Consider the following 12,437-nt stretch of genomic DNA (forward strand, 5'->3'; position numbering starts at 1 on the left):
GTCCCGACCCGCGCACGGAAATACGGTGTGTGACGCGGTTCTCAGCCGCGCCCCGCGGCGCCCCTTCCGCCCTTCAGGCGGCCCACCAGGGTCTCCAGCGCCGAGCTGAAGGGGTGGTCGTGCACCATGTACGTCCAGGTCATCGACGGGCGCTTGACACCGACCTCGCTGACGTCGAGCTCGCCGTCGCGCACCTCCAGCTCCTCGAAGCTCTTCGCGGCACGCGCGCGCGCCTCGTCGAGGAAGCCCTTGAAGACCGGCACGGCCTCCCGGTTGAACTCGTCGAGGGGGTCGCGGCGGCCGAGGAAGCGCAGATGGATGCCCTCCCGCAGCTCCGCCAGGAAGGCGTTGTGGTCGGTCCAGCCCCGGTCCAGGTGGTAGAGCGTGATCAGCCGCGCCGCCCGCGCCACCGTCTCCTCGTCGAGCTCTTCGACCAGCTCCTCGTACCGTTCCGGGCTGTCCGCCGCCACGTGCCGGACGCCCTCGTCACCGGTCAGCACCTTCTCGCGGTGCTCCAGCACCACGTCGCGCTGGACGTCGATGAGCTGGTTGTACCGCCACGTGTTGCGGTGCACCTCCAGCAGCTGGCCCTCGGCCACCCGCTGGGCGTGGTCGACCATGGCCAGCCACCCCTCGTCGGTGATCTCACCGTCGCCGGTGGTCTGGTAGCCGGTGGTCTCCGACGCGTGGTTGACCAGCAGGTCGTCGTCCATGCTGACGAAGAAGATGGAGTCGCCGGGGTCGCCCTGACGGCCCGCGCGGCCCCGGAGCTGTCCGTCCAGGCGGCTGGAGGGGTAGCGGCCGAAGCCCATGACGTACAGACCGCCCGCCTCCACCACGCGGTCGCGGTCGGACATGTCGCTGCCGCCCAGGCGGATGTCGGTGCCCCGACCGGCCATCTGGGTCGACACCGTGATCGCGCCGTGGGTACCGGCCTCGGCGATGATCGCCGCCTCGTCGGCGTCGTTCTTGGCGTTGAGGACCACGCACTCCAGCCCGGCCCCGCGCAGCCGCCCGGCCAGCAGTTCGGACTCGGCCACGTCCTGCGTACCGATGAGGATCGGGCGGCCCGACGCGTGGACCTCCTCGACCTTGGCGACGAGCGCGTCCTCCTTCTCCTCGCGCGTGGCGTACAGGCGCGTGCCGTGGTCCCGGCGCACGCACGGCTTGTTGTCGGGGATGACCGCGACCTCGAGCTCGTAGAACTCGCGCAGCTGCTCGGCCACGGACATGGCGGTACCGGTCATCCCCGCGCGCACGGGGTAGCGCAGGACCAGGGACTGGACGGTGATCGAGTCGAGGACCTCGCCGGTCTCGCTCAGCGCGACCTTCTCCTTGGCCTCGACGGCGGCCTGGAGCCCGTCCGGCCAGCGCTGGAGCAGGGCGATCCGGCCGCGCGACTCGTTGATCAGGCGCACCTCGCCGTCGCGCACGACGTAGTGGACGTCGCGCTGGAGCAGGACGTGGGCGTGCAGGGCCAGGTTGACCTGCGGCAGGACGGAGGTGTCGTCCTCGGAGTACAGGTCGACGCCGCCCAGGGCCTTCTCCACCGCGTCGATGCCCGCGTCGGTGAGCTGGACGTTGCGTCCCTCGCCGTCGACCTCGTAGTGCAGGCGCGGGGTGAGGGTGCGCACGACGTCGGCCATCTCCACGTCGGCGGAGAGGCTCTCGGCGGCGCCGGCCAGGACGAGGGGCACGCGCGCCTCGTCGACGAGGACGGAGTCGGCCTCGTCGATGATGGCGACGCTGGGCTCGGGCACGACGCGGTCGTCGACGTCGGTGACCATGCGGTCGCGCAGGACGTCGAAGCCCAGCTCGCTGACGGCCACGTAGGTGACGTCGCAGGCGTAGGCGGCCCGGCGTTCCCGCGGGGTCGACTCCTCGTTGATCCAGCCGACGGTCACGCCGAGCAGGTCGTAGAGGGGACGCATCCACTCGGCGTCACGCCTGGCGAGGTAGTCGTTGACGCTCAGGACGTGCACCCGCTTGCCGCGCAGCGAGAAGCCGGCCGCGGCGAGGGCCCCGGCGAGGGTCTTGCCCTCACCGGTGGCCATCTCGGCGACGTGTCCGTCGAGCAGGGCCATGACGCCCAGCAGCTGCGAGTCGAAGGGCCGTTCGTCCAGCGCGCGCCTGGCCGCCTCACGGCCGACGGCGCACAACGACACCAGGTCGCCGCGTTCGTAGGGGAGCTCGGCGTTGCCGAGGTCGATGGCGCGGTCCGTCAGCTCGGTGTCGCTGAGCTCACGCAGACCGTCCTCCTCGGCCTCGATCGCCGGCAGGAGCTTGGTATAGGGCCGCAGATCCACCGCGCCTGGCTTGCCCAGGAGGCGGCGGACGCTTTCCGCCATTCGTCCGAACACCACGCCAGGGTAACGCTGGACACAACCCCCCGGTTCCCGCCGAGGCCCCCTCAGGCGAGTTGGCGGCGCGGTCGCTGCCGGGCCTCCAGGGCCATCGCGTGCTTGACGAGGGTGACCAGGACGCCCACGACGGACTGCCGGTCGCGCGCGTCGCAGTGGACGATCGGCACGTCCGGCGTCAGGTCCAGCGCGTCGCGCAGCTCCTCGACGGTGTAGGCGGCCTCGGGGTCGAAGTCGTTGACGGCCACGACGAAGGGGAGCCGGTACTGGCGCTCGAAGTAGTCCAGCGCCTGGAAGGTGTCGGCCAGGCGACGGGTGTCGGCCAGGACCACGGCGCCCAGGGCGCCCCGGACCAGGTCGTCCCACATGAACCAGAACCGCTGCTGCCCGGGTGTGCCGAACAGGAACAGGGTCAGCTCGGTCTCCAGGGAGATCCGCCCGAAGTCCATCGCGACCGTGGTGCTGGTCTTGTCCGGCGTGTGGGAGAGGTCGTCGACCCCGGCGCTGGCCTCGGTCACGGCGGCCTCGGTGCGCACGGGAGGGATCTCCGAGACCGCTCCCACGAACGTGGTCTTGCCGACGCCGAAGCCACCGGCCACGATGATCTTCGTGGAGAGCCCGGTCGCCGCCTGCGCGTGCTGGGAACTGTTGGTTTGATGGATCACAGTAAGTCCTAGCGGAGAGTGCCGGACGCGCGCACGGACGGTGGGTTGGCGCGTCCCGGGCTTGAGGGGCGCGGTCTCCCCCCGGGTCCGAACCACCGCGAGGGTCGCCGCCCCTGGAACCTAACACCGGAACGCCGTCGGTGAAGGCGATTTGGCGCAGTGTGACGCGGCTCCCGCCCACCGCGCTCCCGGTCCCCGGGCACGGCGGTGCGCCACGGGGCCGACCGAGGAACCTCGTGGCGGGCGGTCCGCGGATGCGGACACACGGTAACCAGCAAAGCACGGAACCGTACCCCGGGGAACCGACTTTACGACTTTGTGAGCGGCCGTTTCCGGCCGCTTTCGGCCGCATCGATCCCTGTCCGGGACCGGCGGCGGAGTCTACGGTGGAGGACGGGGCACTCGCCAAGGATCGGTCGCCGGGACTCCTGGCACGAGCGGGCGACCGAGGGGGGCGCCTCGGCGGCGCACCCGGGGCGACGCGCCCGCGAACCGACGCCTCGCTCTTCGGTGTCGGGGGCGGGTGGCGACCCGAGTCCGACGCCCACGGAGCCCGTCGGCCCACATCCGTCCACGTGGGTCGGCGGGCCCGTTCCGCGCAAGGCGCCCGCCCGTCACCCGCAGCCTGTGGACGACCCGGACGGCGGCGCCGGTTGCCCGTAGGATGGACGCAGCCCCTTCCCACGTCGGAGCCGCACGTCGGCGGGCGCGGGAGCCGGGGGCGCGCCCGAGCACCGATTCTCCCGAGGGAGCCGAGAACCCCACATGTCCGAGCAGCGCGTCGTCCGCCCCACTCCCATCAGCGGTTTCCCCGAGTGGACCCCACAGGTCCGGGCCGTGGAGCAGCGTTGGCTGGACCATATCCGCGCCGGGTTCGAGTCCTACGGCTTCGCGTCCGTGGAGACGCCCTCGGTGGAGAACCTGGACGTGCTGATGGCCAAGGGCGAGACCTCCCAGGAGGTCTACACCCTGCACCGGCTCCAGGCGGACGCCAAGGACGACTCCGACGCCAGGCTCGGGCTGCACTTCGACCTCACCGTGCCCTTCGCGCGGTACGTCGCCCAGCACTTCAACGAGCTGACCTTCCCGTTCAAGCGCTACCAGATGCAGCGCGTCTGGCGCGGGGAGCGCCCCCAGGAGGGCCGGTACCGCGAGTTCACCCAGTGCGACATCGACGTCATCAACGTCGACTCCGTCCCGCTGCACTTCGACGCCGAGCTGCCGCGGATCGTCCACCAGGTGCTCAGCGGCCTGGACCTGCCCTCCTGGACGCTCAACGTCAACAACCGCAAGGTCCTCCAGGGCTTCTACGAGGGCCTGGAGGTCAAGGACCCGATCGCGGTCATCCGCGCCGTGGACAAGCTGCACAAGATCGGCGACGACGGCGTGCGCGACATCCTCCTCGGCGAGGGCCTGAGCGACGAACAGGCCGACGCGTGCCTGGCCCTGGCCCGGGTGCGCGGCACCGGCGAGGACGTCGCCGGGAAGGTCGAGGCGCTGGGGGTCGCCTCGGACCTCCTCTCCGAGGGGCTGGAGGAACTCACCTTCGTCCTGGACGAGCTGGCCGACCTGCCCGAGGGGAGCGTGGTCGCGGACCTGTCCATCGCGCGCGGGCTGGACTACTACACCGGCACCGTCTACGAGGCCTCCTTCGACGACGACCCCGCCTACGGCAGCATCTGCGCGGGCGGCCGCTACGAGGACCTGGCGGGCCAGTTCATCCGCCGCCGCCTGCCCGGGGTGGGCATCTCCATCGGCCTGACCCGCATCTTCGCCAAGCTCGTGGCGGAGGGTCGGATCCAGGAGGGACGCGTGTGCCCCACCGACGTCATGGTGGTGGTGCCGAACGCCGAGCGCCGCAAGGAGGCCCTGCGCACCGGGGCGCTCCTGCGCGAGCGCGGTTTCAACACCGAGGTGTTCCACTCCACCGCCAAGGTCGGCAAGCAGATCCAGTACGCGTCGAAGAAGGGCATCCCCTTCGTCTGGTTCCCGCCCTTCGGCGAGGACGGCGACCACGAGGTCAAGGACATGGCCTCCGGCGAGCAGGGTCCGGCCGACCCGGCGACCTGGCGTCCCGCCGACGACGGCGCCACCGGTTAGCACCAACGGTCCCGGCATGGGCGGTTTCTGGCCGCTCATGCCGGAACCGGCCATTCACGAGACAGCTCCGGCCGGTCGGTGGGAGACTGGAGGCAGGCTGTTCCCGTGCCGTGGCGCCACCCGGGTGCGCGCCGCGGGCCGATTCGGTGTCCAAGTAATCGAGGCCATGTCTCATCCCCGCCACAACCTGCCCCTGTCCGCTGGCGAGTTCATCCGGTTCGTCGGTCGTGAGCGCGACATCGTCGACCTGGGCCGCCTTCTCGGAACCGCCAGGATGGTCACGCTCACCGGGACCGGCGGCATCGGGAAGACGCGGCTCGCCCTCCACCTCGCCGAACGCGTGCTCCGCCGGTTCCCCGACGGCGTGCGCTTCATCGACCTGAGCGAGGCCTCCACCCACGACCAGGCCCTGCGCACGGTCGCCAACGGCCTCCAGGCGGTGGAGGACGACGCCCGTACGGTGATGGAGGCGATCATCACCGCGCTGCGCACCCAGAACCTGCTGCTCCTGCTGGACACCTGCGAACACGCCGTCGGTCCGATGGCCGAACTGTGCCAGGCGGTCCTGCGCGACTGCCCCCGGGTGCGCATCCTCGCCACCAGCCGCCAGCCCCTGCACGTGCCCCAGGAGAACATCTGGCGCGTGCCCCCGCTCTCCCTCCCCGCCCGGCCGACCCCCACCGACCCCTACGCCGCCGACCCGGCGCCCATCCCCCGCCGCGACACCCAGCGCTACGAGTCGGTGCGCCTGTTCGTCACCCGGGCCCACGCGGCCCGCTCCGGGTTCGAGATGACCCGCGAGAACTCCGGCTACATCGCCGAGATCTGCCGGATGCTCGACGGCATGCCGCTGGCCATCGAACTGGCCGCCGCCCGGGTGCGCGTGCTCTCCGTCCAGCAGATCCTGCGCCGCCTGGACGACCGCTTCCGGCTGCTCACCAGTGACGGCTCCGACGACCTGCCCGCCCGCCAGCGCACCCTGCGCGCGGTCCTGGAGTGGAGCCACGACCTGCTGTCGGAGTCCGAACGCCGGCTGCTGCACCGGTTGTCGGTGTTCACCACGTGGTACCTGGAGGTCGCCGAGGAGGTGTGCTCCGGCGACGGCGTCGACCCCGCCGACATCCTCCCGCTGCACTTCTCCCTCGTCGACAAGTCGCTCGTGGTGATGGACGCCGAGGTCGACGGCACCACGCACTACCGGCTCACCGAGACCGTCCGCGCCTACGCCGCCGAGCACCTGGCCGAAAGCGGCGACGAGGACGAGCGCTGGGAACGCTACCTGGACTTCAGCGTCCGTCGGCTGGAGGAGATGGCCGCGAACGTCGGCAAGCCGATGGCCTGGGAGGACCGGCTGGGCCAGCTCCGCTTCCTCGACCACCACCGCGACAACCACGCCCGGGTGACGCAGTGGGCGGTCTCCCACGGCCGGGTGGACGAGGCCCTGCGCGTGTGCGTGGCGCTGCGGCCGTACTGGATGATCCGCGACCTGGCCGCCGAGGGGAGCCGCGCCCTGGAGACCGTCCTGGCCACCGACCCCGACCACCAGTCCCCCACCCTGCGCACGCGTGCCCTGGCGCTCCACGCCGAACTCCGGCTCGACCTGGACCCCGCCCCGCGCGTCACCGCCCTGGCCCAGTGCGCTCTGGAGGCCGCACGGGCCTGCCGGGAAGCCGGGGCGGCCGCCTCCGCGCTGACCACCCTGGCGGCGCTGGCCCTGCGCACGGGTTCGCTGGAGGAGGGGCAGCGGTGCGCCGAGCGGGCCCGGTCGTGGGCACGGGACGCCGGGGACCCCATCACCGAGGGGAGCCTGCTCGGTGTGCTCGCCCAGCTGGCCCGCCGCCGGAACGAGACCGACGAGGCGGTCCGCCACCTGGAGTACAGCATGGAGGTGGCCGAGGGGCTGGGCGACCGGTGGAGTGTCGCCCGCAGCCTGCACGGCCTGGGCACCATCGCCGCCGAGGAGCGCGACCACGAGCGCGCCCGGGGGTTGCTCTCGGAGGCGCTGGAGGTCTTCCGCGAGTTGGAGGCGGCCCCGGCCGCGGCCCGCTGCGCCCGCGCCCTGGGGCGGCTGTTGTTGAACGAGGGCGAGGTTCTGGAGGCCCGAGAGCCGCTGTCGACCTGTCTGCGGGTGAGTTTCACCTCCGGGCAGCGGATCGCCGTGGCCCGTGCCCTGGAGGCGCTGGCCGAGCTCGCGTTGGCGGAGCGGGAGGCCGAACGGGCGGCGGCCCTGGCCGGTGTGGCCTCGGACCTGAGGACGTCGCTGGGCCGCCCCTCGGCCGAGACCGTCCGCCTGCGCTCGGCGGTGGAGCGGTGCGTGGGAGCGGCCCGGGCCACCGAGGCGTGGAACGCCTGGCGCGCCCTTCCCCTGGAGCAGGTCCGGGACCGTGCCCTGGCCTTTCCCCGGGCCAGCGGCCGCGCCACCGGCCCCGAGTCGCTGACCCCCCGGGAACGGGAGATCGCCGAACTCGTGGAGGAGGGCCTGTCGAATCGTGAAATAGCAGAACGATTGACCATCAGTCAGGCGACCGCCGCGCGACACGTCGCGAACATCTTCAGAAAACTCTCGATTTCGTCGAGAACGCAGTTGACCGGCTGGACCTCCGCCACGGATTCCGGATGAGAGGCGGCGTGTTGTCCGGAAGCACTTGCACAGTGCGCGTGCACACGCTAAACCAGAAACTCGAAGTACCACGTCCCACCTCCCTACGTGTTCGTCCCTGCCCCCTTTCCTCCGCACTGGTGAAGACCTTCCCCGACCGCCCCTACATGTGAAGGCCATGGCACCTCTGACCGCGCCCGCGCGGCACAACCTCCCTCGGCCGGGTACCGGCTTCGTGGGCCGCGAACGGGATCTGAGCGACCTGCTCCGGCTCCTCGGTTCCAGCCGTTCCGTCACCCTGTGCGGGCCCGACGGCCTCGGAAAGACCCGGTTGGCGCTGCGGGTCGCGGAGCAGTCCACCGTCTCCTTCCCCGACGGGGTGTGGATCGCCGACCTCACCGACGCGAGCACGACGCTGGAGGTCTACGCCCGTGTGGCGAACGCGGTCGGCGTGGTCGAGGAGCCCGGCCAGCCGTTGTCGGTGACGGTGACCGAGGCGCTGCGCTCGCGTCGCCTCCTGCTCGTCCTCGATCCGTGCGACCACCTCACCGACGCGGTGACGGAGGTGGGCGAGACCCTGCTGACCTCGTGCCCCGCCGTGACGGTGCTGCTCACCAGCCGGGACCCGATCCGCCTGTGCGGCGGGACCGTGTGGCGGGTCCCTCCGATGGCCCTGCCGGTGGCCGCGCGCAACGCGCCGCCGCCGGACCCCGCCAACGCCGAGGCGGTCCGGCTGTTCCTGGACCGGGCCCGTGCCCGCGACCCCCGCTTCACGGTCTCGGGCCGGGAGCTGGAGTCGGTGGCGGTGCTGTGCGACCTGGCCGGCGGGGTGCCGCTGGGCATCGAGGTGCTCGGCGCGAGCGCCCCGGGGACGGGTGCGGAGGCCCTCGCCGAGGCGCTGCGCTCGCACCTGTCCTCACCGGACGTGCGCCCCGGCCCGGGGCAGGCCGTGGCACGCAACGAGGTGCTGCCGCTGGTGCTGGACTTCGTCTACGGGAACCTCACCGAACAGCAGCGGCTGCTGCTGTGCCGGCTGTCGGTGTTCCGCGGGTGGGACCTGGAGCTGGCCGAGCAGGTGTGCGCCGATGAGGACCTGCCGGAGACGGACATCCTCGACCTGCTCACCTCCCTGCTCAACCGGTCGCTGATCACGGTGACCGGTGAGTTCGAGGGCCGGGTGCGCTACCGGCTCCCCGGAGCCGTACGCGACTTCGCCCGGGAGCGGCTGGCCGAACGGGGCGAGGCCGAGCGGTTCCAGGAACGGCTCCTGGCGCGGATGCTGCGGTTGGTGGAGGACCTGGGGCGACGGCTGGAGTCGAGTCAGTCGATGCCCTGGACGGAGCGGGACTCCGGCCGCCAGCGGGTCATCGCCGAGTTCTCCACGCTGCGCGCGGTCCTGCGGTGGGCCTACGAGCACGGCGCCGCCGAACCGGGGCTGCGGCTGTGCGTGAGCCTGGTCGCCCACTGGGTCAGCCACCAGTCCTACGCCGAGGGCGCGCACTGGATGGACCTGCTGCTCGGGCTGGAGGGCGCGGCCAAGGCCCCGTCGCGCGCCCGTGCCCTGGTCGGCCGGGCCCAGCTCGCCCGGGTGCGGCGCGACCACGAACGCGCCCTGGCCCTGGGCGAGGAGGGGCTGCGGCTGTGCCGGGAGGCGGGGGACGACGCGTTCGTCCGCACCTGCCTCAACCTGCTCGCGCTCGTGGAGGTGCGCACCCGCCACCTGGACCGGGCGGCGGTACGGGTCGAGGAGGCCCTGCGGCTGTGCCGCGAGGCCGGGGACCTGTGGGGTGAGGCGATCGCCCTCGGGACGCGGGCCGCGCTGGTCGCGCGGCAGGGCGACTACCCCAGCGCCGACCACCACTACAACGCGGCGCTGACCCTGCTGCGCGGGATCGACCACCGCTGGGGCGTCGGCGTCATCCTCATCGGGCAGGCCGGGGCGGCGGAGGCCAGCGGCGACCTGATGACCGCAGACCGCTGCTACCGCGAGGCCCTGGACACCCAGCGGCTGATCGGGGCGGCCGCGGAGGAGGCCCGCTGCCTGTCGGGCATCGGGCGGGTCGCCCACGCCCAGGGGCACACCGAGCAGGCCCTCGACTACCTGAGCGAGGGGCTCGTCCTCAGCCACACGACCGGGCAGCGTGCGGAGGCGGCGCGTACCCTGACCGCGGTCGCGCGGGTGGCGTTCGACCTGGGTCGGCGCGAGTCCGCGTGCCGCCTGGCCGGCGCGGCCGCACGGGTCCGGGACCGTCTGGGGCTGCCCACGCACCCCGCGCCCTGGCCGTTCACGGACCGGGAGCGGGTCCGGCGGCGCAGGCGGCAGTTGGTCGGCTGGTGGAAACAGGGCCGCGCGCTGGAGCTCACCGAGGCGGTCAGGGAGGCCGAGCGGCTGTCCGAGGAGGGGCGACGGCCGCCGTCACGGCGGTCGTCGGGCGGACGGCGCAACGGGACGCGGCCGGGGCGCGCGGAGGCGTCCGCCGCTCCCCCGCCGGAGTCGACCAGTCCGCAGCAGCGGCTGACCCGGCGGGAGCTGGAGATCGCGCGCCTGGTGAGCACCGGTAAGAGCAACCCGGAGATCGCTCGGGCGCTGTTCATCACGCCGTCGACGGCGGCCCGGCACGTCGCCAACATCAACCGGAAGATGGGGTTCCACTCGCGCACCCAGATCACGGCCTGGATCGAGCGGCACAGCGCCTCCGGGTGAACTGACACAGACCACCGGGTGGTCGCCCGGTATCCGCGCGGCATGAATCTACATATGCATCTGCACCGCAACATGCATGTGCATCTGGCCGTGAAGGCGTTAGGCTTCCAGCTATGGGACTTCGGGCCCGCGGCACCCCGCGGTGACGCGCCCACCGGGGTCCCTGAAGCGGCCGTCGGCCCCGGACCGAACACGGGGAGTCGGCGGACCGTCAACCCCGGGCCCGCCCCGGGGTCGGTGGAGAACCGTGCCGGGCCCTGGCGCCCCCAGGGGAGGGGACAGGCGTCGAACGCCCGGCACGGCGCGCCGGGCTCGCCACGTGGAGGGGGCGTGACGAGCCCGGATAGCCGAACCGCCGCCTGGGAGAGCTGGGGGTACGCATGGGGGTAGGACTGACTTCGGGAACCGGACGGCCGGGACACCATCTGCCGCGCAGGGACGACCCGATCGGCTCCCTGACCGGGGGCCTGTGCGAGCGCCTGCGGCTGCGCCCCGCGCGGGGCGGCACCATCCGGGGGCGCAGCGGCCGGGTGGACGCGCTGACCTTCGCCGCGACCGTGGAGCAGGCGGCCGCGGGGCTGAGCCGCCGGGGGATGTGCTTCGGCGACGTGGTAGGCGTGCTGGCCCCCGTGTGCCCCGAGCGTTTCCTGGCCACGTACACGGTGATGTCCGTCGGCGGACGCGCCCTCCCCCTGTCGACCGCCTCCGACCCGGACACCCAGAGCGCCATCCTCGCCGAGACCGACACGCGGCTGCTGCTGGTCACCGAGGACCTGGCCCAGACCGCGCTGGAGCTGGCGGAGCGCTCCCGGGTGCGCCAGGTGATCGCCTTCGGGGACGCCCTGGGGACGACCTCGTTCGACGAACTGCTCCAGCCCAGCCCGGACGGGAGCGGGTACAGCCCCACCCGCGGGCTCTTCGACAACGGCATCCTCGGCTACGAGAGCACCGGCGACGGCGTGCTGGCGACCCTCTACCCGCACAGCGACCTCATGTCGCGCTTCTGCGACCTGCGGGAACGCCTGGAGCTGACGTCAGACGACGTGGTCGCGGTGGACGAGCGCGGCGACGAGCCCACGAGGGTGGCCCTGGTGGCACTCGCGCTGTGGACGGGGGCCTGCGTGGTGGCCGGGGACGACTCCCCGGTGCCCGAGGGTCGGAGGGTGACGGTGCGCTGCGCCCCGGCCCCGGTCCGGGTGTCCCACCCGCACGCCGACTCGATGTTCTGAGGACTTCATCCACCCCCGGGGGGGGTGTGGCGTTCGGGCGCTGCCGGGGTTCCTCAGGCGGGTACCGCGCCGCGGACGTCGGTTGAGGGGCGGTGGCGGGCGCCCGAACACACTGTCAGTCGACCGCGGGCGCGGTGTCCGGGTCGTCGATCTCGAACCAGGCCACGTGGGTGGAGCCGCTCCAGTACTCGCCGCTGCGGGTGGCGCAGCTGTCGACGATGAGCCGCCCGCGCCCGTAGTCCTCGCCGTCCTCACGCGAGTGTCCACCGGATCCGTCGCGTTCACCCTGGTCGGCGATGGCGACCCGCAGCCGCCCCGGCCCCGAGCGCAGGAAGAGCGTCATCACTCCGCCGGTCTGCCCCGACCGCGAGTGCAGGAGCGCGTTGGTGGCGAGTTCGCTGACGGCGAGTTCGGCGTCGTCCAGGGCCGCGTCACCGTGCCCCCTCCCGGAGAGGAATCCGCGCACGCGCGCCCGGATGGAGCGGACGGCGGTCAGGTTGCCCGCGCAGCTCCAGACGGTGTTGTCGGTGGCGTCGCCCGGGAGGTCCGTGACCTCGATCGTCGGCGTGACCGGCGGCGTCGGCGCGGTGTCCTCCGGGACCTCCGCGGGCACGTGTTCCCGGAGTTGCCTCGCCTCAGCCATCCGGTCACTCCAATCACCCGCGACGGGCGCGCGGGTCGCGCAGCCTGCACTCACCTTAGACAAGGGTGGGCTGGGTCCAGAACAGCACACCCGGCGTCCCGCCGTCGCGGATTGGCCACAAAACGCCGTCATGTGTC

Annotated in this window: 7 protein-coding genes; 4 read left to right on the forward strand and 3 right to left on the reverse strand. The window is 72.6% G+C overall.

Annotation, left to right across the window (positions count from 1 at the left end; all coding sequences use genetic code 11):
* Window positions 1-41: 41 nt before the first annotated feature.
* Both secA2 and DVR05_RS05930 read right to left on the reverse strand, forming a co-directional pair.
* The gene (secA2, locus tag DVR05_RS05925) at window positions 42-2,348 is read right to left on the reverse strand and encodes an accessory Sec system translocase SecA2 (protein ID WP_116244787.1); all 2,307 of its coding nucleotides are present in this window, start codon (window positions 2,346-2,348) and stop codon (window positions 42-44) included.
* A 62-nt stretch (window positions 2,349-2,410) separates the two neighbouring features.
* Window positions 2,411-3,025, reverse strand: a complete 615-nt coding sequence (locus DVR05_RS05930; RefSeq protein ID WP_116244788.1) for an ATP/GTP-binding protein — start codon at window positions 3,023-3,025, stop codon at window positions 2,411-2,413.
* Window positions 3,026-3,790: 765 nt separating this feature from the next.
* On the opposite strand from DVR05_RS05930, the gene hisS reads away from it, so the two are divergent.
* The 4 genes from hisS (at window position 3,791) to DVR05_RS05950 (ending at window position 11,657) form a co-directional block, all read left to right on the forward strand.
* On the forward strand, window positions 3,791-5,125 hold the full coding sequence (gene hisS, locus DVR05_RS05935; protein WP_116244789.1) for a histidine--tRNA ligase: 1,335 nt from the start codon (window positions 3,791-3,793) through the stop codon (window positions 5,123-5,125).
* Between the two features lie 166 nt (window positions 5,126-5,291).
* Window positions 5,292-7,745, forward strand: coding sequence for a LuxR C-terminal-related transcriptional regulator (locus DVR05_RS05940; RefSeq protein WP_116244790.1), 2,454 nt, complete (start codon window positions 5,292-5,294; stop codon window positions 7,743-7,745).
* 166 nt (window positions 7,746-7,911) lie between these two features.
* The gene (locus DVR05_RS05945) at window positions 7,912-10,428 is read left to right on the forward strand and encodes a tetratricopeptide repeat protein (RefSeq protein WP_116244938.1); all 2,517 of its coding nucleotides are present in this window, start codon (window positions 7,912-7,914) and stop codon (window positions 10,426-10,428) included.
* Between the two features lie 380 nt (window positions 10,429-10,808).
* Window positions 10,809-11,657 (forward strand): AMP-binding protein, encoded by an 849-nt coding sequence (locus tag DVR05_RS05950; protein ID WP_116244791.1) that lies wholly within the window; start codon window positions 10,809-10,811, stop codon window positions 11,655-11,657.
* Window positions 11,658-11,772: 115 nt separating this feature from the next.
* Here the strand turns inward: DVR05_RS05950 and DVR05_RS05955 are convergent, their stop codons facing one another.
* On the reverse strand, window positions 11,773-12,300 hold the full coding sequence (locus DVR05_RS05955; RefSeq protein WP_116244792.1) for an ATP-binding protein: 528 nt from the start codon (window positions 12,298-12,300) through the stop codon (window positions 11,773-11,775).
* Window positions 12,301-12,437: the final 137 nt, after the last annotated feature.

Origin of the sequence: Nocardiopsis sp. FIRDI 009 (genome assembly GCF_003386285.1) — a bacterium.
Classification (GTDB): Bacteria; Actinomycetota; Actinomycetes; order Streptosporangiales; family Streptosporangiaceae; genus Nocardiopsis.